Annotated in this window: 20 protein-coding genes; all 20 read right to left on the bottom strand. The window is 40.1% G+C overall.

From position 1 onward, the window contains the following. Window positions 1-9: 9 nt before the first annotated feature. Window positions 10-1,185 (bottom strand): glycosyltransferase family 4 protein, encoded by a 1,176-nt coding sequence (locus tag CYLST_RS28300; protein WP_015211166.1) that lies wholly within the window; start codon window positions 1,183-1,185, stop codon window positions 10-12. Continuing rightward, on the bottom strand, window positions 1,182-2,210 hold the full coding sequence (locus CYLST_RS28295) for a CgeB family protein (protein WP_015211165.1): 1,029 nt from the start codon (window positions 2,208-2,210) through the stop codon (window positions 1,182-1,184). The genes CYLST_RS28300 and CYLST_RS28295 overlap by 4 nt, the downstream gene beginning before the upstream one ends. Beyond that, on the bottom strand, window positions 2,207-3,409 hold the full coding sequence (locus CYLST_RS28290; RefSeq protein ID WP_015211164.1) for a glycosyltransferase family 4 protein: 1,203 nt from the start codon (window positions 3,407-3,409) through the stop codon (window positions 2,207-2,209). Before CYLST_RS28290 ends, CYLST_RS28295 begins: the two co-directional genes overlap by 4 nt. A gap of 345 nt (window positions 3,410-3,754) precedes the next feature. After that, complete coding sequence (locus CYLST_RS28285; RefSeq protein WP_015211162.1) at window positions 3,755-4,672, bottom strand: glycosyltransferase family 2 protein; 918 nt, start codon at window positions 4,670-4,672, stop codon at window positions 3,755-3,757. A 27-nt stretch (window positions 4,673-4,699) separates the two neighbouring features. Then, entirely contained in the window at window positions 4,700-5,368 is a 669-nt protein-coding gene (locus CYLST_RS28280) for a methyltransferase domain-containing protein (RefSeq protein WP_015211161.1), read from the bottom strand. Window positions 5,369-5,389: 21 nt separating this feature from the next. After that, window positions 5,390-6,601: a glycosyltransferase gene (locus CYLST_RS28275; RefSeq protein ID WP_015211160.1), complete on the bottom strand. Its 1,212-nt coding sequence runs from the start codon at window positions 6,599-6,601 to the stop codon at window positions 5,390-5,392. Window positions 6,602-6,659: 58 nt separating this feature from the next. Further along, window positions 6,660-7,997 (bottom strand): glycosyltransferase, encoded by a 1,338-nt coding sequence (locus CYLST_RS28270; RefSeq protein WP_015211159.1) that lies wholly within the window; start codon window positions 7,995-7,997, stop codon window positions 6,660-6,662. 144 nt (window positions 7,998-8,141) lie between these two features. Further along, window positions 8,142-9,101 carry a glycosyltransferase family 2 protein gene (locus CYLST_RS28265; protein ID WP_015211158.1) on the bottom strand — a complete coding sequence of 320 codons (960 nt, stop codon included), beginning with the start codon at window positions 9,099-9,101 and terminating at the stop codon, window positions 8,142-8,144. 73 nt (window positions 9,102-9,174) lie between these two features. Then, window positions 9,175-10,152: a glycosyltransferase family 2 protein gene (locus CYLST_RS28260; protein WP_015211157.1), complete on the bottom strand. Its 978-nt coding sequence runs from the start codon at window positions 10,150-10,152 to the stop codon at window positions 9,175-9,177. Window positions 10,153-10,285: 133 nt separating this feature from the next. Further along, a complete protein-coding gene (locus tag CYLST_RS28255) occupies window positions 10,286-11,509 on the bottom strand; it encodes a glycosyltransferase (protein ID WP_015211156.1) in 1,224 nt (407 codons plus the stop codon). Window position 11,510: 1 nt separating this feature from the next. Next, entirely contained in the window at window positions 11,511-12,380 is an 870-nt protein-coding gene (locus tag CYLST_RS28250; RefSeq protein ID WP_015211155.1) for a class I SAM-dependent methyltransferase, read from the bottom strand. 41 nt (window positions 12,381-12,421) lie between these two features. Beyond that, on the bottom strand, window positions 12,422-13,351 hold the full coding sequence (locus CYLST_RS28245; protein ID WP_015211154.1) for a class I SAM-dependent methyltransferase: 930 nt from the start codon (window positions 13,349-13,351) through the stop codon (window positions 12,422-12,424). Window positions 13,352-13,372: 21 nt separating this feature from the next. Continuing rightward, the gene (locus tag CYLST_RS28240) at window positions 13,373-14,671 is read right to left on the bottom strand and encodes an ABC transporter ATP-binding protein (RefSeq protein ID WP_041233975.1); all 1,299 of its coding nucleotides are present in this window, start codon (window positions 14,669-14,671) and stop codon (window positions 13,373-13,375) included. A gap of 79 nt (window positions 14,672-14,750) precedes the next feature. Continuing rightward, a complete protein-coding gene (locus tag CYLST_RS28235) occupies window positions 14,751-15,593 on the bottom strand; it encodes an ABC transporter permease (RefSeq protein WP_015211152.1) in 843 nt (280 codons plus the stop codon). Between the two features lie 12 nt (window positions 15,594-15,605). After that, a complete protein-coding gene (locus CYLST_RS28230) occupies window positions 15,606-16,034 on the bottom strand; it encodes a hypothetical protein (protein ID WP_015211151.1) in 429 nt (142 codons plus the stop codon). Window positions 16,035-16,216: 182 nt separating this feature from the next. Continuing rightward, entirely contained in the window at window positions 16,217-17,566 is a 1,350-nt protein-coding gene (locus CYLST_RS28225) for a glycosyltransferase family 4 protein (RefSeq protein WP_015211150.1), read from the bottom strand. A 1,527-nt stretch (window positions 17,567-19,093) separates the two neighbouring features. Beyond that, the gene (locus CYLST_RS28220) at window positions 19,094-19,900 is read right to left on the bottom strand and encodes a pentapeptide repeat-containing protein (protein ID WP_015211149.1); all 807 of its coding nucleotides are present in this window, start codon (window positions 19,898-19,900) and stop codon (window positions 19,094-19,096) included. Between the two features lie 10 nt (window positions 19,901-19,910). After that, window positions 19,911-20,552, bottom strand: coding sequence for a beta-carboxysome protein CcmP (gene ccmP / locus CYLST_RS28215; RefSeq protein WP_015211148.1), 642 nt, complete (start codon window positions 20,550-20,552; stop codon window positions 19,911-19,913). A 335-nt stretch (window positions 20,553-20,887) separates the two neighbouring features. Beyond that, window positions 20,888-23,053, bottom strand: coding sequence for a GumC family protein (locus tag CYLST_RS28210; protein WP_041233318.1), 2,166 nt, complete (start codon window positions 23,051-23,053; stop codon window positions 20,888-20,890). A gap of 522 nt (window positions 23,054-23,575) precedes the next feature. Continuing rightward, window positions 23,576-23,875 (bottom strand): hypothetical protein, encoded by a 300-nt coding sequence (locus CYLST_RS28200; RefSeq protein ID WP_015211145.1) that lies wholly within the window; start codon window positions 23,873-23,875, stop codon window positions 23,576-23,578. Between the last annotated feature and the right edge of the window lie 216 nt (window positions 23,876-24,091).

The raw sequence follows: 24,091 nt of genomic DNA, 5'->3' as shown, positions 1-24,091 counted from the left end.
TTGCCTAACTTATTCCTTCAGGATACCTGTGCTAATGTGAACAAAATCAGTAGCTACCTCTGCCCAATCTCTAGGTTGAAATTCTTGATAAAGTTCCCGCACCATTTGTGCTAATTCTTGCCGATTTTCATGACACCAATTCAAGCGTTCCACAAATATTTCTGGGCTACGAATTGGCAGCACCCAGCCAGTTTTTCCTTCAATAACTATGTCTGAACCTGAGCAATTTGTTGTTGTTATAATCGGTAGACCGTTAGCTTGAGCTTGGGATAAAACTACTGCATAACCATCTTCAATTGTTGTAAAAATAAATATATCTGCCCAAGCATAGAATTTGGGTAATTCAAATTGTTCTTGCTTAGGAATAAACTCAATGTTTTCACTAGCTTTGGCAAGGTGACTGGCTTCACTGGTAACAGTACCCACAAACTTAAATCGGAAATTTGTAGAGCCTAATTCCGATATATTAACAAAATCGATAGCACCCTTTCGATATGAAAAGGTACCAACCATCAACACATGAAGCGGTAGTTGAGAAATAATTCTGTGACACCGCTCCGCAATAACTTGCTGAATTGGCCGAAATTTTACTAATTGAGTGCCTAAGGGTAAAACCTTGATTTTCGCTGGAGTAATATCTTGATCAATAAAAGATTGTTTAGCAAAATTTGAGAGTACGATAACTAAATCAGCAAGCTGATATTCTCGCTCTTCCCTAGAAATCATCCATTTACTCGGTTTATCAACCGTTACACCAGCCCGCTTCTCCTCCTCTGACAGAATCTTAAATTGGGTGCGAATATGGGCGGAACCTCTCACGAGACATTTCAGTCCACGCTTATCTGACATTGCCTGAAAAATCTCTTCAGCAACTCCACTAAAAACGTGGATAACATCATATTTATCATTTATGAGATTCCGAGCAGCCCACTTGGAAAATTCAGAATGAACAATATATTCAAAATTAGAAATTCCTAAAACTGCATGAAGTTTCTGAATAACACGAGTGAAAATTCCATGTAACAAAAATGTTTTAACAAATTCCTGGGGGATATCAAATTTTTCTACGAATTTCTTTGGGTAATTAGTCAACAAAGTAACATCATGCCCCTGGTTAATTAGCTCCCGTGCCAAGTCAAAGGCATGAAAGCGGCCATGAACTACAATTGCAATCTTAAGTTTCATTGTTTAAACAACAGGTTTGCTGTCTGAGAAAGCATTATCTCTAGCCGATCTTTATAGGTGTGTTTACCATGAAAAATCAATAAATGGGCATTCAGAGCCAGGCGTTGCCGTTCAACTTCGTGATTAAGCAACCACTGCGCTTTCTCCACCATTTCTGAAATAGTTTTGAAATAAACTACTGCTTTTCCCTCGTCACCAAAGATTTCTCGATGTTCCTGGGTATCTTCAGTGAGCATACAGGCTCCTACCGCCGGAACCTCAAATGTCCGCATACAGTTTCCGTCTCGATTTGCCTTACGAACCAGGCAAAGAGCAATTTTTGCACCTGTTAAAGCAAGCCGCAATGTTGCGACGTTAGCTATCCCATGAGTATAAGCTCTTGTTTCCAGGTAACGTTCCCAATATCCTCCATAGAGGTTTACATCTATCCCTGACTCAATTAGTGCAGAAATATACTCTACTCGATCGCGATCAGCACCACCTGCAAAAACTACATCACAACCATACTGAAGTTGTACTTCTGGATTTATGAACACTTCAGGATAAAAGCACTCATGATCAAACCCAAACGGTAAATACTGAACATTGGGGCAACCTGCCTGCACAAGTTCATCAATATTGGCACGGCGAGGAGAAAAAACAATGTCGTAGTGAGGCAATGCTTCAAAAAACCAAGGAGCATAGTGGGCTGAATTCCAGGGATCATCAGTGAGAAAGTTGATTCTCTTGATGCCCATACTTTCCATCTGAACTAATGCTTGTTGATTGATAGGCGCAATGCCAGTAGAAATAAATAATTCAGGTTTTGAATTTTCACATTCCCATACAATTTTCTGGCTCAAGCCTCGTAGTTGTGATGGGTATTTTCCTCGGAAATGCCAATTAATTCGCTGTAGCCATTTTGGACCTGCGTAAGCTAATTTAATATCAAATAATTTAGGGTTTAAATCAAGACACTGAGCAGCCTTAAAAAAGGCACCACCTATATGAGTTCCATCTAACAAGCCAGCTATTAGGAGTCTCATGCTGTTATTTCTTTATATGCTATTGCAATACCCTCAGCAGCTTTTTCTACAGAATAAGCACTTACCTTCTGGCGACATTCTCTCTGAATGTCTGGTCTGCCAATAAGTGACAGCGTAGACGCGGATCTACTTTTTCCCAGACATCGCTCAATTGCTTGAGCCAGACTTTGAGCGGAGCCTGTCTCGAAAATATCTCCAGTAACACCAGGATTAATCAAGTCTGGTGCACAACCAACAGCTTGGGAAACAATAGCAGGTAATCCGTGATGTAAAGCCTCATTCACAACAAGACCCCAAGTTTCAGAATTTTGACTTGGTAATACAAGGAAATCAGCTGTGTGGTAGTAGCGACTTAGCTGAGTCTGGTTCTGAAAGCCCAGAAAATGAGCCGTTATTGCCGGTGAGCTATACGCCAAATCTTTTAAGACCGTTTTCAACTCTCCATCACCGAGAAAGAGAACCACAACTTGACTGCGAATTTCTGGAGATAATAGCTTAACTGCTTGCAGCAACAAATCTGGTCTTTTTCTGGTACTTAGTTTTCCACTAAAAAGTAGCACAATTTGTGTATCTGTAATACCTAAACTTTGGCGAGTGAACTGACGGAATTGACCTCGATCAAGTTCATTGCATTGAAAGGGACTAGTACTGATACAATAAGGTGAAAAAATTAGTTTTTTATCTGAACAGCCTAATCGTTGGAAATGAGCTTTAGAGTATTGACCAATGTAGAGTAATTTAGAACATCTACGGTAAATCCAGTGTAGAAATGAATTCCGTAGCGCCGCTTTGAATGGACTTCTTTGTTGAGCATGATCAGTTGTTTCTCCACGAAACAGAATAGGATACTTGCCTATCAATGCATGATAGAAAGCTGCCTGGTAGAGACTATGGTTGTAGCCTGTAATCAGCAATGCTTTTGGTTGTATTTTTTGTAAGACGGCTGTCAATCCTTGAGAAGAGACTGTTTCAAAAGACTGCGCCCCACCCGTTTTTACTTGAGAAAGAAATTGTGATGCATATCCCGATATCAAATCAATATCCCAAGCAAATTTTGTCCCGAATTCTTTATCTTCGTACCCTATAATACTAAAGTCTGAACCATAAATTACTATTATTGGGATACCAAACTGGTTGCTTAGGGTTCGATATACAGGGGCACGATACTGAATTGGATGTGTTTCTATAACTGCCAGCATTAGCTTTAAAATTATATTTTTATTTAGATTAGCTCAACCAACTATTAATAAACTTATTTTATTAATCTTAGGAACATTAATTATAAATTATATTAAAATTTAATTATTAAGTCTTATAGACGATATCACATAGATAGAAGGTGTGGATAAATATTTAATATAAATAAGTTTATTACAAATTAACAAATGATATTCCTTGATATTAGAGAGATAATTATCCTGCCAGAGGATACTACTAGATATATTTTTTACATAAGCTAAATGTAAATACATAATATCTTAAGCCTAAAATAGCGGAATCTATAAATAAATATCAAGTTAAATTTTATTTAACTTTCAAGAGTCTCACGACTTTAAGCTTTGTTGAGATTTCCTCAGACTGTTTAACAACATAAATAAGACTTGGAAAGATAGCAAAAATCTTTTTGTATTTAGCGTTATTAAAGATTTTATTAATCTCCTAGACATAAATTTAATTTGCTTCATATAGAGATGAAGTAGCTCTGTTGATTCTAATAAATTAATATAGTTAGGCAAAATTTCCATGAATTCCCTAATATCCCGATGGGTCTGAAATGATTTAGAGGAAACACTTGTAGGATTTTGTCTATACAAAATTAATGTTCTCGGAATGTATTCTACAGACCATCCACTATGGAGACAGCGTAATAACCACTCCCAATCACCTAACTGTGGGAGTTTTGGATTAAAGACTCCACAATCCTCAAAAGCTTTAACTCGAATGGCACAGCCCGATATATGCCACCAGCACCCTTTCAATAAAGTACCTCTGACAGCTTCATCATTACCCTCAATGACTCCAACTTGTTTACTAGCGTCGTCTTCTCCCGGGTTTATAGAACCGTCAAGCATTAAATTGTCCCAACTTGAGCAAATACTTCCTACATTTTCTGAACAAGCTTCTATCCTTGATATCATCATTTCTAGCCAATTTGGCTTGGCAATATCATCAGAATGTAAAATCAGAAACCAATCTGTAGTTCCTTTAATTAAGTTTATTACATTATTGACATTTTTTCTTTCACCTAGGTTTTGTTCTCCCTGCAATATATACATTGGTATTGAAGCGTTGCATTTTGTTTTTACTAAGGTAATAGTCCCATCGTTAGAGCAGTCATCAGCGATATATACAGCAGAAATTTTGCCTAGAAATTGACCTTGTGTCTGAAGAACAGAATCTAGGGTTTCTTCTATGGTTTTTACACTATTATAAGTAGGAATAACCAGAGCAATATTCTGCACAAATTTTACCCTTCATTGCTTATTAGATTAGAAGCGCTTAAATACTAAAATGTTTTCTGGGTACATTTTTTCTGCTGCCTTGAGTATTTGTGTCAATTCAACATCATAGTTGTATCCCTCATTCTCGAATTTTTCTATCCAATACTCTGAATACTGCTCGTTAAAATGCCCAAGCCCGCCTTGACCTGGTCTAGCAGCACTCAATACAATTAAATTTGAGTGATTTGAAAAATTTTTTAGCAAAATATCAACGTGTTTGGAATGAATATGTTCTACAAATTCATAAGAGAAAATCATGTCAAATTTACGATTCAGATTTAGTTCTTTGTTCAGATCAAATTGAGTTATAAACTTTGAACATTTTGCCTGTGCAATTACAACTGCCGAGCCTTCAACCCCTAGAACTGTTGGAACACCTTTTTCGATAAAATAACTGACTGCTTGACCAGTGCCACAACCTAGATCAAGAACTGAGGTTGGATTAAATATCTCTATTGCCTTATCTATGAGTTCGGAGGGAAGATTTGAAGCTGTAAATACGTCATTAGTATCGCCTATGATACTGCTTTCATTTACTTGCATTACAAAGCGGTTGTATTTTCCTTTAAGCTTAGGTATTACTTGATTTGGATTCTTTAAAGTTGTAAGTATAAAATTATACAAAGTATTCATTAATGGAAACATAGTTTTAGTCATCTTTTATGCAAAAAAAATTATCTAAACCAAAGTTTTTATGAACTCTATAACTGGTGCAAACTGCATCTCATAATTCCACTCATCCAGGATACGCTGTCTGCCAATATCACCCATTTCTCGCATTTTAACTGGATGATCTAAATACCATTTTAAGGAAGCAGCTATACTTTCTGTATCATCTGGATCACAAGCTAAACCGTAACCAGGCTCCACATACATTTGTTTCCAGTCGGGCAGATTGGAAACCAAGAGTGGCAGCCCACAGGCGAGGTAGTCAAAAGGTTTGTTGGAAGCACCAACCATAGATTGCTGGTTGATATCGTCACCATTTAGAGGCATGAATGCTAGCCCAATATCACAGTCATGACACCATTTTAAAAGTTCATATCTTGGCATGGCGGCAATAAATTCTACCTGGTTGGCAACCCCTAGTTGATCGGCAATCTCTCGCAATTGTTGCGTATAGCTCTGATACCCCACTGTGTCATAGCCAATGACACGCAATTTGATAGTAGGAAACATAACCAGGGCTTTTAATACCTCCGCAGGTAGTCGAGATGGCACGATGGAGCCATGATACAAAATCTGTAAACCGTCTCTTTGAGGAGACAGAGGCTTAGTGGTAGCCTCCACTTGAGTGGGACAATTCCATACGCAGAAAATCTGGTGATGGGTGCCTGTATCTAAGGAAAACTGCTCTACCCGTTTTTGATTCGGCAAGATGCATATTTTAGCTCTTAGAGCCAACCATTTTCGAGTTGTCAAACAGAAGCGAATAAAAAAGCTCTCAGATGTATTGTTAGGTGAATCGTGTTCGTGATATATAACACTCACATTCGGCAGAAAACTCAACACTACAGCAACCGGGCATGATAATAGATCTGAGGCATATATGCATCGAGGTTGCCAGCGTAATGTCCAAATCAGTACCCAGAGACAAAATTGCAAGTAATGCAACTTCTGCCGCCAACCAGCAGGACAAAAGGGCATCAGTTGTACATTGATGTTGGAATGAGGTGGAAAACACAAATCGGATGCACCATAAGCTCCAGTACCTAGAAACACTACGTCCCAACCCTCTTGTGCCAAAATGCGGGAACTGTGCTCTAAGGGTGGATAACCTCCAGGGTTGGTGTATTGGACGTAGAGAATTTTTTGTCCTGTAAGCATTTTTAAGGAAATTTTATCTATTAAACATCTTAACCAAACTTTTTGTCGTTGAAAACATACCATATAGTTTCACTTACGTCAATGATTGACCATTGAAAAATAAAACTCGGAATTTTCCCGACTATGTCGAAGTCGTCTGATTTTGTAATGCCGCACGATAGATTGATAGCATTTGGGTTGCTACTGTCTCCATTCTTTGGGGAGGCTGGATGCCAGATCCGAGGCGCATCAGCAGATCTCTATCCTGGCATAGTCGCTGTAGAGCTTGGCTCCAGGCAGTAACAGAACTAGGTTCTACCAATATGCCGTTGACTTCGGACTGAACTAGCTCGGCGATACCGCCTAGATTAGAACCTATGACTGGAACTCTAGCTGCAAAGGCTTCAAGAACCACCATTGGTCCAGTTTCTAACCACTGGGATGGAACCGCCAACAGGTCATAGTCTACCAGTGTTACTGTCACTTGTTCAGCAGGAACTGGAGGTTTAAAACGGATGCGTGGGTCGTTGGCTGCTAGAGCCTGCAATTCCTGTTGGTAGGTATCACTGGCTATTCCCTGGGAAACGCCATAAATGTCTAAACTGATTGGTAAATCAGGGACTGCTCGCAAAGCTGCGATTAAAATATGGATACCCTTAGTGGGGTTAAGCCGACCCAAGAAAGCAATTTTTAAGGTTGGTGTATAACATTGAGGGCTATAGTTAGCTTTTTTTGTTAGGTCATGACAAAGCCCTTGGGGGATAACGGTAATTTTGGACAAGGGAACGTCGTTGAGTAACAAAACATCCTTGATCCAGTTGCACACTGCCACAATATGATTAACCTCAGACAGTAGAGAATTTAGATTTGCATGGCGAAGATTAACTAATTCTGTCATTCGCAAAGCTGTCCAAACGCCTCCCTGTAAATTCAAGCTGCCTAGCAAATATCCTATTTGGGGCGGGAAACTGCCGATCGCCTTAGCGATGGTTTGATTCAGTCCCAACCCTTGTAAAGTACACTGGCTGCACTTTTGTAAATCCACCTTACCATCACAGATTTCAGTACCCCATTGCATCAGCGTTCCCCGTTGGCAGCTCACAGTGGGAGTATGGTAGGTAAAGACAACGGGGATTTGCCGTTGTTTAGCAGCTTGAACTAACCGCAGAGAAACGCTACTTGTGAAGGCATGAAGATGCACTAAATCAGGTTTTTCTACTTCGAGAATGCGGCTGAATTCTGAGGCAGCAAGGCGATCGCCTTCGCCATAGATTTCTCGGATATTTTGGACTCTTGGCGATACTGCAAAGCGGTGTACTCTCAGCTGATGATGTAGGTAGGACTCACTGACGAACCCTGGAGCGGCAACCAGAACCTCCACTCCCTGTTGCTGCAAGTAGCGCGACAGAGCTTCAACGTAGACCTCAGTACCACCTACAGGATCGGGATAGAAACAGAAAGGGACTTGGATAACTTTCACTTTAGGTTGAAGTGATGAGAAACTTCTGGGTTGGGCTGTGAACTACGTATTTTCTGAGACAATTTTGTCATAATCTTACAAATAAAATGACATTAAATAATTAATTAGGCATATAAAATTCCCTAAATCGGACAGACTGGTAGTTCATCTTGCTAATTTTTTTTTAGTTTGTCGGTAAGCCAAGGCGATTGCCTCTGCCTGTTCATATCCTAGCCATTTTGACAACTGTCGCAAACTTTTTGGACTGGAAGGAAGATAATTGGGATTCAGTTTATGAATTTTAGAAAGCACTTCGTAGAACCTTAAGCGGTCATGTTCAAAGTAAAATCGTGCTAATTGTCCGTAAACTTTTTCTAGTGCAACGCAACGCTCTGGAGTTATACCGCCATTAGCTTTCCATATCTCCTCTACTTGGCAAGCATTCAGAAAGCAATCCTGAACAAAGCTAGCAGGGTTACGGCGAGATAAGCTATTAGTAGTTTTTTGAATTCGATAATCTGCTTGCACACCAGGTACATAAACAAACTTACCTCCCACTAAAGCCGCATCTAAAAAAAAGCGAGCGTCCTGAATGATCGGCAGAGATTCATTCCAAGCTCCAATTGCCTCAACAATCCGGCGGTGGTAAAGTAAAGCAGCAGGTGGTGCCCAAAAATCTGTAAACAGGGCAATCTCTGGGTTAGGATTAATATCTTCAATCCGCCTGGCTACAACTTCCCCTAGTTCAAAGTTGTCATCTTCCCCTTCTTCTAGTCGTTGCCAATCTGAATAGGCTACATCTGCACCACTTTTAACAAGAGCATTTACTCGTTTTTCTAATGCATCTACCCGCAACAGGTCATCTGCATCTAAATACTGAATGAACTGACCTTGAGCCAGGTTTGTCCCTCGGTTACGTGCCGCACTAGCACCTTGATTAGAAGTGAACTCTGCTCTGATACTTGCTCCAAAAGAGCGAATCAAAGTTGCGGTGTTGTCAGTTGAACCGTCATCAATTAGTATAATTTCATAATTTTTTAGGGTTTGATTAAAGACACTTTCTAGGGTAGCTGATAAAAATTTTGCTGCATTGTAGCAGGGGATGATTACCGAAACTAAGGGCATTTAGAGAATCCTAAACTTAATTTGATTAAGGATGAGTGAATATAATATATTATTAATCTTTGAGTCAAAAACATTAACGGAAAAGCAAACAAGAGCGAGCTGGAACTAATTTAAAATTACCTGATATTCGATCAAATAGAGCAGCAGTCCAATCTCGTGAGAATGGTAATGCACCATAAAATACAGCTAATAATAATATGGCGCTAAAGAATTTAGATAATCTGGTTCTCAGTAATCGATGAATAAAACGATGACTTAAAGGTAGTTTTTCAATATAACCATGTATTACTGCTGATTCTGAGTGAATATTGGCACTATTAGCTGTTTTTTGCATTTTGTGCCAACGCATAGCTGAAAAAATAGCAGTAGTTAATAGAGGCTTTTGATATTGCATTAACTGAAAATGAAAAACTGTATCAAATACATTCTGATAATTCTCAGATAATCTAATATTCATTTTTTTGAGAAATTCTAAATTAACAAAAGTAGCATCTTGTGGAAAGTCAACAATTCCTAGACCTATTACACTTGGATCATATCTCCAAGCGGCACATATTTCTCCAAATGAACCTGACTCATTAATTTCAATTCTCATGCCACTAATCCATTGAGGATTGTCAACGAGTTTAGATATCTCTGCAAGTGTTTTTAAAGAATTTTGCAGTAAAATGTCATCACTATTTAGCCAATTGAACCACTTACCTGTTGCTAATTCGATGCCTTTATTAATTGCGCTTGCTTGCCCTTTGTCTTTTTCACTCACCCAATGTGTCAGCCAAGGCTCATACTTTTTAATAATTTCAACTGAATTATCAGTACTCCCGCCATCAATGATAATATATTCTAAATTGGGATAGCCCTGAAGTAATACTGAGCGGATAGTTTCTTCAAGAAAATGACCATAGTTGTAATTTGGTGTGACTATGGTAATCTTGGGCCATTCTGACCCATCTGGCATTTTTTCGGGTAGTTGCTGAGTTTCTGCTGTCCAAGGCCAGTCAATTTTTCCTGAAGGCGATGGGGGCAGTGTACTTAAGTTTTGGCAACTCATTATTCTGCTATCCTATAATTATTTAAAGTGCTGATGAAAGTTGTTTGTATGCTGCTACAGGGAAATATCGTACCATTATTAAAAATAAAACTAGACACTTTTAAAAACTTAATAATTAACTAAGCACTATTATTTAAGTTTGAGATAGCTGATGGTATAGTTCAATATATCGTTGAGCTTGTAGCTCTAATGGGTATTCTTCTAGGACGATTGCTCTACAGTTTTCACTCATGCGATCGCGCTGTTGCCGATCTTCTAAAAGCTGGACAATACCGTTACAGAAATCTTGAGCATCTTCTGGTAGCGCCAAGTAACCTGTGATACCTGGACGCACTAGATCGGGAACGCCGCCAATATTGAATGAGACTATCGGCGTTCCACAGGCCATGCTCTCTTGCAGCACCAAGGGTAGATTATCAGCACGGGTGGGAAAAATGAACAAGTCAGCAGCAGAATAGACAATAGATTTGAGGCGATCGCCATTGACGTAGCCAAAATTTAGGTTGCTCATGCCCACACCTTCAGATATCGCTTCACCGCCATCACCAATAGTGATCAGTACAGTTTCGGCTTTCAGAGATTCTGGTAAGCTTTGTAGAGCTAAAAGAAGCAAGTCGCTACCCTTACGAGTATCTTTAAGGGATTGAGAGGCAAACATCAAAACTTTTTGACTCGGCAGTATACCCAGAAGCGAACGGCATTTTTCTGGATCGAGAGGCTGATAGGCTTCTGTATCGATACCGTTGGGAATATAATGAATTGGCAATTGGTTGAGCATACTCTGCTGCACTTGCTCAGTTAGCCAATGACTTAGAGTAACAATGCTGAGATTAGAGCGACTATAAACCCAGTTTTTTAGCTTCCACTCTAGGCTGGTATTATCTCTGGCAATGGCTGGATAGGTATCTGGATAAGGACATTTGCCACAACCACTTTTCCAGCGATCGCAATCATAACTATAGGCGCAATGCCCCGTAAAGCTCCACATATCATGGAGCGTAAACACAGCAGGTTTACTTTCAGTTAATGCGGGAATCGCTAGGTAGTTAAAAAAACCTGTATGGAGGTTGTGAAAATTGAGGACATCAGCCTGTTTGTAGAAGCTATGCTGGGGAATATCAAAGCTGCTGAATAGGTGGATATAATTTAGCCCAAAACGCCCGGTAAAGCGATAAAGCTGGTTTTCCATGCGGCGTTTAGTGGTAGGAACTGTCGCCACGCGATCGTGACTACTTTTAGCTGATCCCACGAGTAATCGCGAATTAACACCCTGTGCTAGCAAACCTTGGTGTAGTCGGTAGCCGGCAATCCCAGCACCACCACCAATATCTGACTGATTTATATGTAGTATATTCATACTACAGCTTAATCGCCTCCAGAAAAATAGAGTCAGGTTTGTAAACACTTCCGTCGGCTTCTGTATCAAGATTAAAGCTAGTCCAGTTCGGAATATAACTGGCAGTAGCTGTTTGCTGAATAATATTCTGAAAACCGCATTTCTCCAAAAGCATTTTTAGTGAATAGTTGTCATACATCCATTGGTGAACCTCACCTCCTTGGCGAAAGCGCCCAATTTCTAAAGCGATATATTCTTCACCCAACAGTAATTTGAGTAATGTTTCCCATCGGTAGGTCGGATAGCGGAGAAACCGATAAATTTTTTTTAAAAATTGCTTTATTTCGCTTTCTAAAAGCGGTTTATCTTGTTTATTATTTCGACGCTGTTCAGCAGATAAAATAAAATTTTTACCTTCAGCACCAATCCTCTGGATAACAAATTCTCTATTAGAGATCAACTCTTTAGACAAATATTTTCCCATTTCCCCACCAGATTTATTTCTAATGGTTTGATCATACATTTCTAATAATATCCATTCATAGTTATCAACCCATTCCGGGGAACCAGATCTAGCTTTCTCTAGAGCTAATAGATAGGTTATGGCTATTTGTTCTAAATCTGGAACGACTACTCTTATTACCCCTTGAGGGGATAAGACCCGATAGCATTCCTTCAAAAAAAAATCAGCGGATGATTTAGTAAAATGTTCTAGAACATGAGAGTGATAAACAACATCAAATGATGCATCTAGAAACGGAATTCCTTGGACTAAGTTATGGCCAATTATACTTTCATCTGTTGAAGTAAAGTCTATATTAGTCCAAGCATTATGAAAGCGACGACCACAGCCAAGATTCAAATAATTAAACGTTTTATCAGAAGTCAACATATTCTATAGACAGCGCCGATAATTTTCATAACCAATACTATTTAGCCAAGTTTCTCAAAACAAACATATAGCGTATGCCCTGGAATCAAATTTCGCACAAAAGAGTAATTCTTTAGTATGGGTTTTAGAATAGGTTTTACAATATGATGGGAAACTCGACGGGCTATTTTTTCCAACAAGATTATCTTTGGCATCGGAAATAATTGATGTAACAAATAAGAATCAACGTGGTACTCAGCCAAAGGTTCTATCCTGAATTTCTTAACTCTAAGAGGAAAAATAGAGGTAAGGCTATCGAAACTTTTTCGACTCCATCGAGTCACGTGATGAGGTGGCTGATCTAAGAGATGATTTTCTATTCTTTTCAAGAAAGATTCAGCATTCGGTACAGATATGATTAAATTTCCGCCTGGCTTAACTAGCCTAATTAACGATTCTAAAAAAATATAAGGATCTGAAATATGCTCTAAAACTTGAAATGAACAAACGGCATCAAAGTAGTTTGCCATATCAATTGAAAAATCATGTACATCTAATTTTGAAACAGAAATTCCCTTTGCTTGGGCATATTTAACTGCATTTGAATTTAGTTCAATACCCTGGGCTTCTAATTTTAGTTTTGTACAGAGACGTTCTACAAAAGCACCTCTTCCGCAACCCACTTCTACTACTTTCTGACAATTTTCTAAATCTTGCTCTGCAACATTATGCTCCCATTTGTCAGGCATATAATACCAGTCATACTTTTCAAGTTGCTCGTATAGCTGATCAGAACCAGCAATATCAAAAGGTACAAAAAACATCAGATTTGTCTGATTACAGCGATACAGATAAATTTCTTCTTGTCCACCAATTTCTTTTGTAATATCTATTTGAAATTGCTGCTGCCAAGCTTCAATTATCTGACTGGTATTAAAAACACTTAGTCTAGTGACATCGCTAGATTTATTAATAGGACTCAATACAGTCATAGTGACCTCACTGAGGATTAATTAGTTGTTAGCTAAAACGGGATTTTGTTCTTCCCAAGGTAAATCAATCATTACAACACCAATATTATTATATTCTTGATACTTTGCTAACTTAGTTCCAGTTTCGTTAATTGTAAAACTAAGTATATGTTGGTGATCGTCAAAAGTTTGGATCATTGGCTGGTGAGCGCCAATGCTAATGAAGTAATGATCTGGCATTAAAAACATAGAGGGAATTTTTATCGAAACCTGATAAATCCCCACATTTCTTTCATTGATTTTTTCAGGTTGGCAGTCTGATTGGTGAGTAGTAAAGACTACTTTACCATCATGAGTTTCAAACCGAACAGATAGCTCTATATCTTTGATCAAACTTGTAACTTCATAAATGATTTTGATATAAAATGGATAACGAATATCTATTTCCGAGGAAATTTTACTATGATGATCAACAATTGAAAGTTCTCTAAAAAATATGGGTTTATTAGTACTAGGATTTAGCTTTTTAAGGGCACTACTATTAGTATTACTATGTGATGCTAAATATTTATAAACTACTGAATTAACATTTCCAATGCTATCAATCTGACCGGAGTTAAGCAATACTCCCTTAGTGCATAGTTGTGTAACAATGCCCATGTTGTGGCTAACAAAAATAACCGTTCGTCCTTCTTTACCTACATCCTCCATCTTCCCTAAACATTTCTTTTGAAACTGTGAATCTCCTACTGCCAGCACCTCGTCTACAATCAATATTTCTGGCTCTATATGAGATGCAACAGCAAAAGCAAGACGCACGTACATTCCAGAGGAATAACGCTTGACTGGTGTGTCTAAAAACTTTTCTACCTCTGCAAATTCTACAATCTCATCAAATTTGCTTTGAATTTCTGCCTTACTCATCCCCAGTATTGCCCCATTGAGGAAAATATTTTCCCTTCCTGTTAACTCTGGATGAAAGCCTGTTCCTACTTCTAATAAACTGGCAACTCGCCCTTTAATGCGAATCTTCCCTTTTGTGGGTTCTGTAATTCGGCTGAGAATTTTTAGAAGGGTAGATTTCCCGGCACCATTGCGCCCAACAATGCCAACTCTGTCACCTTGCTTAATCTCAAAAGAAACATCATTCAACGCCCAAAATTCTTCATGAGTAGAACTATATATTTCCTTACCAACAGGGGTGAAGATTTTTTTACCCAGTGACTTCGCGCCATTGCTGATTGATTCCCGTAAAGATTTGTATCTGCTTTGCCCTTCTTGTTGATGGCTGAGAACGTACTTTTTACTCAGATTTTCTATTTGGATTACTGTATCAGACATTGGCATTTTACCCTGTCATAATAGCGGTTTTATTAATCTAGATATCTAGTCAGGTTTTAATTTTCCTCCTATTTTTTTCTTAGATCACATCAGCAAATGTCCGTTCCATCTTGCGAAAGTACCAAATTCCACTCCACAGTAACAAAACTACCAGCGCCATAGACAGGCTAAAACCAGGCCAGTAAAGCTTCGACTCTCCCCCTAAAATCGCCCAACGGAAGCCATCAATTACTCCTACCATTGGGTTTAAGGAGTAAAGCAACCGCCATTGTTCTGGCACAATATTACTACTAAAGCCTACAGGGGATACATAGAGACCAAACTGCATTATAAACGGCACTATATAGCGAAAATCTCGATATTCCACATTTAACGCTGCCAGCCATAGCCCTACTCCCATCGAAGCAGCGAAGGCAATGGCAATGAATAATGGCAGTGTGATTATTCGCCAACTAGGCACATAGTTATACCAAGCCATTAGCCCCAACAAAATTATGCCAGAAATCATAAAGTCTACAAAGCTGACAATCACGGCACTGGTGGGCACAATCAGACGTGGGAAGTAGACTTTAGAGATCAAGTTGGCATTGCTAATTAGACTATTGCTACACTCACCCAGGGCATTGGCAAAAAACTGCCAGGGTAACATACCTGCAAATACCAGTATTGGATATGGCACACCCTCTGAGGGTAAATTTGCCAATTTTCCAAAGATCACGGTGAACACCACCATTGTCAAGAATGGTCGGATTAGTGCCCAAACCATGCCAATTGCTGTTTGCTTGTACCGCACTAGAATGTCACGCCAAGCTAGAAAGTAGAATAGTTCTCTGTATTTCCACAGATCGCGCCAATACTGGCGTTCTGTTCGTCCGGCTTCAATCACCAATTCTTGCTTGGAGGCAATCTCTTGACTACTCATGGTATTAATCGCTTAACGCACAAACTGGAAATCCTTGATGCCATAATAGCCAACTTGCCCTGCTTGCCTGCGAGTAAATTCGCCCACAGAAGGGTTCCCTTGAGGATCGATCACTCCTGTTACTTGCTGCCACAGTTCTTGTGGTGCTAACGAAAGTTCGTAGGTGCGCTCATCGCACTTGCAGACGTGATACCAAGTTGTTTGTTGGCACTGATCACACCAGAAGGATTCTAACCATTCTTTCTGTATCAGAACTGTAGTTTGGTTTGCAACTAGGATCAATGCATTCCGGCGACTCATGCCTCGTTGCTGTAATTGCCCTGGTTGATCGGCAAACATATGATATTTCTGACTTCTGCTATCGAGATAGCATCCATGAACTGGACAGTAGATAGCTCGGCGTTTTGAACGTTTCCGATTTCGGTCACACCTTCTCTGCAATTCGACCTCCCACATCAGTGAATAGACAACAAAGTCAGGAAGGTTACGTTAGAAGGACTGAGATCTATAAAGACCATCGAAGCCCATCTTTTTAATTAGAAACTAACTATTTAATGCAGCCTAAGCTGCAAGCCTGGTTATACCCTTGTAAAGGGTAGCAGTCTGCTCTTATACTGTCAAACTTATTTTGTCCGACTGGGAGACATAGCTATCATTTCATCAGCCAGTATCACTTGTTGTAAAACCTCAAGATATTGTTGGGATATGATCCTCGGTGTGAAGTGCGATCGCAAATACTGACGACCGGCTCTACCCATACGCTGCCCTATTTGCTGATCATGAATCAGCAAGCGAATAAATTGAGCCAGACTATGACTGTCTCCATTATCAAATGTGGAACCACATTGAGCTTCGGCGATCAGTTGTTTCAGATAAGAATACTGTGAACAAATCACTGCTACTGGACGTCCAGAGGCTAAGGCTGAGTAGAGCTTACTAGGGACGACCAAATTTTCTGTAGATGCATCCACACTCACCAGTGACAGATCGCAAGCTGTGAGGGAATAGGGCAGTACCTGCTTGTCTTGATACGGGAGAAATAAGAAATTTTTCAAGCCGAATTGCTTCACCTGCTGGATCGCATCATCACGTTTGGCGCCACTGCCGATGAAGACAAACTGAACCGGCTCATCTTGCAGATGCTTTGCTGCTTCCAGGATAGTTTCTATATCGTGACAGCGACCCATATTCCCAGAGTATAATACGGTAAATTTTTTAACTAGGTCATACTTCCAGGCAAACCAGTTTTCTTGCTTGGCAATTGGCACGATCACTTCTGGGTCTGACCAACTGTGAATCACAGAAATTTTATCGGCTATCTGTGGGCAAATGGCAGTTATCTGCTGTTTCATTCCCGGACTCAGTACCACAATCCCCTTAGCGTTTAGCCAAATCTGTCTGTTGATTGCCTGCCAAACTCGTGTGATCCAGTGATCCTTTGAAACTACTCCTAGTGCGATCGCAATATCGGGATAAAGGTCATAGAGTATGCAGATATAAGGAAGTCGGAACAAAAGATAGATCAGATATCCGATAACCGGCAAAAATGGGGGAGCTGTAGTTAGTAACAATATGTTGCTACGACGCCAATTTTTGAACAGATGCAGTGCAGCACGCAAAGTGTAGAGGACACCATTGACGGCTTTGCCACGAATCCGCCCTGGCCATAATTGAGCTGTGCGCGATCGCTGAATTCGGATTCTACCCGCTTGTTCAACAGAGGGAGCTGTATCAGAGCTAAATGCATATCCTGGCTGGCTTGTAAATACCTCAATCTCTATTCCTTGCTGCCCTAACTGTTTCACGAGTTCCTCAATCAACTGTCCCGTAGCAGCATAGTCTGGAGGAAAAAACTGGGTAATTACAGATAGTTTGATGGATTGCTGAATTTTTGTAGAACCATGATTCTGATCTTCTAGTCTGGTCGAAATGGATGGCGACAATTTTTGGTTAATCCATTCATTAAGTCTCATTGGCTGTATCCTACAGTAGAAATCTTGTTGAAGGTGCTGCTGAACTACTCAAGAAGAGGGAAGGATTTACACACCCCAATAAGTTTGATGTTCTGCGTTAACGCCTACTTTATTCCCTAAATAGCAGTTAAAGCAGCTGAACTTTGGTTCTATATTCTTAATGAATTTAAGCCACATCAAAACTATGCCTTTTTGCGAAAGAGATGAAAACAATCTCACCAAATAGCTCATAGACTAGATAGATGGGGCAATACAAACGGTGAATTTGCCCCAAGAGTAGCAGTCCGACAGCCAAAAAAATCGCTGATATTGTTATTAGTAACCGGAGATAAGCACATATTTTAACAAATCTATAATCACGCCACTTGACACAGTGCTGTAGATGCAAACCACAACCTAGGACGCACCTACTGTATGAGTGTTGCACAATATCAAATATGATGCAATTTCGCGAGATATAGTTCCAATCAAATTTATAAAAACAGTTGGCATGAAGGCAAGCAAGACCACCTCTGCCAATATTGCGGCACTTAATAGTTATTCTGTCAACCAATGAGTGCTTTATTGATGACCTTGACTATCTGAGTCAGCAAGGCTGCCATAACTCAAGTTTATGGTTGAAAAGCCACTAGCAATACAAATTTTGCTTGGTTGTGACGCAATTATTAAAAAATTGGCGACTTCAAGCCTACCGATAGGATAAAAATCCCAATCGGATTAGTTGGTGTACTACTTGACTACTGTGTTCCTATCCCTACATAAATTATTTTTTTGTTATGCAACACCGTTGCGATCGCTTGCTAAATAGTGGAAGAATAAAACTCGAATCCCTAAAAATCTACACCTCACACTTGATTGTTCCCGTCAATGCATAAGTTCTAACAGATCATCTCTGCATACGACTGCCAATCTCCTCTACTATTCAACAGTTCACAGGCAAAGAGTTGCACACTCTTATCAACTACGTCAAGATCTACATACTCAACAGTTGTCAGACGGAAGTATTTTGGGTTTTGTCTTAACCCCAATGGGTATGTAACTGCGGACGCAGCTTGCTAATTACACATCGGTAATTACTTATACAACTCGAAGTTATCACTTTTGCAATCAAAATTTAAATAATTTTTGGTAACTTTACCAAATCTTTAATATTATTGTCTAGATTTTGATATATTCGCTTCAGGCACAAAAAAATTAATAACTGTTTCAAAGCCTTTTCTAATTTGGGTTTTGGATTTTCTGGAAAAATGAACCTCATTCTTGATGTAATTACCTAAATTCTCTCCAGTCAAGCAGTTCAGGCTTATTTGGTAGGAAAATAACACCAGAAGGTTGAATATATCTATTTTATGTTGATTATGTAAAGAGCAATATTTAAGTCACATTTTATGGTGTAGCTGATAATTAATGCTGTGCAAACCCTGATCTTTAGAGATGAAGTAAGCAGCTAGCTGTCTAGATATCTAGACTAAAGTCAAAGAATCCCCACGTTTTCGCACTGGGGAGAGGGCCAATATATCTTGTGAACTAATTGTGCATTGACGAGTCAGGCATAATTGTCTCATGGAGGTTCACACTGCTAAGGTTAGCCCCTGTCAAGTTAGCTCCTCTAAGGTTAGCTCCTCTGAGATTAGCACCTGTCAAGTTAGCTCCTCTGAGGTTAGTCCAACTCAAGTCAGCGTTGCTCAAGTCAGCTTCTGTTAGGTTAGCCCGTAACAGGTATGCACCACTCAGGTGAGCCTCAGTTAAATTAGCCTTGTAAAGGTCTGTTTTATAAAGGTAAGCCCCCATCACTTCCGCCTCGTGCAGGGTTGCCTCACTTAGGTCAGCCGCAATCAAGTTTACCGCGATTAGGTTTGCAAAACAGAGGTTAGTTCGGTGAAGCTTCGATGTACCCAAATCGGCATCTCTCAAGTTAGCGCCCCTTAAGTCAGCCCCAATCAGATTAGCGTCAGTGATCACAGCGCCTTTGAGATTCGCCTCACTCAAGTCAGATCCAATCAGATTGGCACAATTCATATCTGCTTGTGTAAGTGTGGCGCCCCTCAAGTTAGCGGCACTGAGATTAGCTGCACTCAGGTTAGCTTCTATAAGCTTGGCATTGTAGAGATTAGCGCCAGTGAGGTCAGCACCACCGAGGTTTGCTCGTACGAGTAAAGCATTACTTAGATCTACCTTGCTCAAGTTAACCCCTTGGAGGTTAGCGCCTCTGAGGTTATCCCCTTGTAGATTCGCGCCTCTGAGGTCTGGTGCAATCTGGGGATTTTTCTTTCTCCACTCAATCCATGTGACTGCACCTGCTTTGAGTAAAGCTAGATGCTCTCGATTTGCCATTTTTTCTCCTTTACTCCTGACGCCTACTCTGAGGATTTACCCGCCCTGCAACTCTATCAATCGCTGTTAAAGCTCCTGCCGCACCTGCAAGAATATCCTGTTCTTGTCCACCTAAGTAAAGCCGTCCAAAGCTGCCTACAGCTTGAACCTCAAGGATGTTAATTGCGGCTGATTTCTCGGCTTCATTTGCAGCCAGTGCGGCGTAAGCAGCAGGCTCAACTTCTAACACATACAGTGTTTGCCCTGCTAGTAGTAGCTGTCCGCGTCGCGTGCGATTGATAAGTTGTGTTTGGTAAGCATCAATGTTGCGGATGATCTGACTAGAAACGACACGGGGTTTGAGACATTCCTCTTTTTCGACTCCTAGCAACGCCAAAATGGCTTGACCAGCGGCTCGCGTTTCGCCTTGGGAGCTAGAATGAACTTCTAATAGACCGTATAGTCGTTCAACTACCTGTACTCCCGGACGGACAGAGGCAGCTTTCAGGGCTACATCTGTAATTTTATTAATTTCGATACCAGGAGAGATTTCAATCCACAGCGATGTATCTCCCGGTAATGGCAAGAACCCTTGGGCTACTGTTCCCATATATGCTGCATGTTGAGGTTGCAGGTTGTCGAGAAATACGAAACTGCGTAGTTCTATTCCCAAGTTTTTGCTCTCCAGTCATGAGGTAAAAGTTATCTATTGCAATACATGAGTGTAGCTTTAAACTACCATAAGGCTAGACACTGGAATAAGCGTGGGTCATGAACTTGTGGTGTGGTGACTGTAGGCTGATGTGCAATGGCCAAACGCGATCGGCACCAAAGCAGCAGCGCTGAGTGCAAAGCACACGCTTTGCGCGTTCGAGATGGCGCGCCGCACTAAAAACGGTATCGCCTTATACTATGGTTTCGTCCGTGGCTTAGTTTAGTGCATGGACTTAAGTTGACAATAACTGAAGTCTACTAACCTATATTTGCTTGGTACACAATCTCATAGTCCTAATAATCGCTGAAGTTCTTCTTCTGACCATTGCTAACCATACCTAAAACATTCATTCGGGAGATTTTCAGGTGCTCTAAAGCTCGCTTAAGTACCGAAGAGTCTGTTTTGTCAATTCTTACTAACATCAACATGCCGTCAGTTAGGGGTGCCAGAAGGCTAGCGTCAGCTAGTCCCACCAAGGGGGGAGCGTCATAAATTACTAAGTCAAAGGTGTTTTGGAAGTCTGCTATCAGTCGCTTCATCTTTTCCGACGATAGCAATTTTGTGGGATCTGGGGGTATGGGCCCAGCAGTGATCACAGATAATTGGTTCATAGAAGGTAACTGCCGAATCACTTCCCCTACTGGCAAGTTTGTAGTAATTAAATTACTCAATCCCCAGAGGTTATTTAAATCTGATAGGGTGTGAATCTTGGGTTGGCGTAAATCCGCATCCACAAGTAGTACTCTTTGCCCCATTCCTGTAGCTATTTGAGCTAGATGGAAAGCAACCGTAGACTTACCGTCACCAGGCATAGCTGAACTGATGATGATCGAGCGAATTTGGCGATCAGTAGAGAGCAGTTGAATATTGGTATAAAGTACCCGTAAAGCTTCTAAAAATTGTGCTGAATATTTAGTGGAGTCTTGCTCAGGTAATACAGCCAATTTGGGAAGATCTTCAGCAAGGGAATTGGCTATTCTTACTATCGTATTTTCCTTTGTAGAAGTCTTGTTTTGATGATTTTGGAGCTGCTTTTCAAATGGAATATTTCCTAACAACGGCAGTTTGGTCTTCTCCTTCAGGATATCGACGCTGTGGTAAGTGTTGTCGATTTTTTCTTTGAGTAAAGCAACACCAATTCCTAAGATGATACTCGCGCTCAATCCTGGGATCAGGGTACGTGTAATATCCGCAGACATTATGGGCTTTTCTGGTTTATTAGGTGGCTGAAGTAATTGCCAATCAAGTTCTGTTTGGGATATTTGAATTTGGAGGGTTTCTCGGGTAGATAAAAAGCGATTTAGGCTTTCATTAGCTATCTGCAATTTCCGCTGTATTTCGCTGTATTGTCGGACTAAAATTGGTAATTGCTTGCGTTGTTGTTCAAGTTGCGTTTCAATTTTATCAAGCTCTTGCCTTTGCACCTCTAGACTTTGAATTTTAGTACTTATTTCTGCGAGCTTTATACCCAAGAAGCGCTGTGACTCTTGGCGTAGCAAGGACAACATACTTTCCCGTTTTTCCTTCAATACTTGCATGGTTGGGTTGTCCTCCTGCAAGCGAGTTGACTCCATAGCAATCTGAATATCTAATTGCCGTTGATAGGCAATTAACTGCTGATAGACAGCCGCGTTGTTTAGCGCTGCCAGTGAGCCATTTTTTCCCTGTAGGAAAGCTATATTAGCCCTAGCTTCGACCAATTGTAAATCCACTATTTGTCGTTGATCAGACAAGCTACCAGATAGTTTAGCGATTTGCCCTACCTGAGTTTCTGGATCGTTGAAGTTATACTTTTGTCGAAAAATTTGCAGTTCTTTTTGGATCTGGTCAACCCGATTCTGTAAGGGCATAAGTTGTCTTTCAACAAATCTCATTCCTTGACGTAACCTGGTTTGGCGTTTTTCCAAACTGTAGTTTAAGTAATCCTGAGCAATCCGGTCTAGAACTACTTTAATTTTATCGGGGTCGTTACTACGATATCGAACTTCTATAATCTTAGTTTGACCTAACCGAGTAATAGTCAGAAACTTGAGTAGAGAATTATAGTTGATGTCTGGATAGAAGGCTTGCAAATGCTTTATAGTTCCTGCCATCAGTTGTGAACTTTTGAGAACCTGAATTTGACTTTCGTAGTCTAGATTAGACTTATCTAAATTAGGATCTTTGACAAGCTCCACTGCTTTGGTGTCATTATTCACAGATTCCACTAACAGCTGAAAATTGCCTTCATATTCTGGTTGCTTTTGGCTCAAACTCCAGCCGATAATTACGGTTGTCATCGCAGTCATAGCTACCCCTGTAATGACCAACCATCGTCGCCTGAGGACTCCTAGAAATTCTGATAAACTCGAATCATCGCCTTGCTCTTCAGACCAAGGTAAAGGTTGAGGCTGAAGGTATGGATTTACAGAGTTCTTATTCTGGGGATAACTTGAAGATTGAGAAGAATTATTCTCCATCATTTATTAATATTTTATTTGCTAATAAGCTAGACAGGACTTGAAATACTGATTGAAAAATCTGATTGAGGCTTTAACTGAAGTCGAGTGGATTGTGAGGATGATTGAAAAAATAAATTATTTTTTTCATATAAAACTATTCATTGAAAATTATTCTGCTCCAAATTTATCCAACTTATTTTTGCATTATGTCTGGGCTGGAGGAGTGAAAAGTTCCTGGTATTTTTTATGTATAAATTAATCTTAAATAACTGTAACATAATTTTATTATGGCTGTGATGATTCTTAGCTTCGCTGAGACTACTTTAGCCATTGGCTACAATTATAGTCTGATAGTAAATTTGTATTTATATCCACTTAGAGCCGATGGAAAAAATCGGGTTGAGAGGATGTCTGATTTGGATCAAAATTGATCGAGATCCCCCTAAATCCCCCAATCCTTGGGGGACTTTGAGAAGTTTTTGCCCCCCGTTCGGGGGGTTGGGGGAATCTACGAGTGTTTTATTTATCACAAACAACTTTTCAGACATCCTCTGAGCGAAATATAATTAAAGCACAAGCAAACTGAATAGTTGTGCTAAATAATTTTCTACCTTGTTTTACCGAAAGGGATTTATCCATGAGTGCGTTCGGCAATGCAGTGTCGTCTACGATAGTCGGGAATATTCTCATGTATCCCCAATTTACAATCTGCTGTACTTTAGCATAGTCATATCTCTTGTCCAAACAAAAATACCGTTGTGTACCAGCCGGGAAGTCATCAGGAACTATAGCTTTGCTTTCGTTGAGTAAAAGAACAGTAACAGAAGAGATAGCTCTCATAGCAAACTGGTGAAAATAAAGGCATATTCATGGGATTTGCGGCAGAAAATTATCAACATCTACGATAAAGAATCGATTTGACAACGTCAACTAGCAAAACACATTAGAAAGCACAGTAGGTGGAAAGCTGCATGGTGGGTCAAACTAACACTGTTGAACACAGCGCGGTGAGAATAACTACGGCAGCTATTGGTACAGAATCACCATAGCACTTGA

This window comes from Cylindrospermum stagnale PCC 7417 (assembly GCF_000317535.1).
Classification (GTDB): domain Bacteria; phylum Cyanobacteriota; class Cyanobacteriia; order Cyanobacteriales; family Nostocaceae; genus Cylindrospermum; species Cylindrospermum stagnale.
The sequence above is the reverse complement of the archived record's forward strand: the minus strand, read 5'-3'. Positions and strand labels throughout refer to the sequence as shown.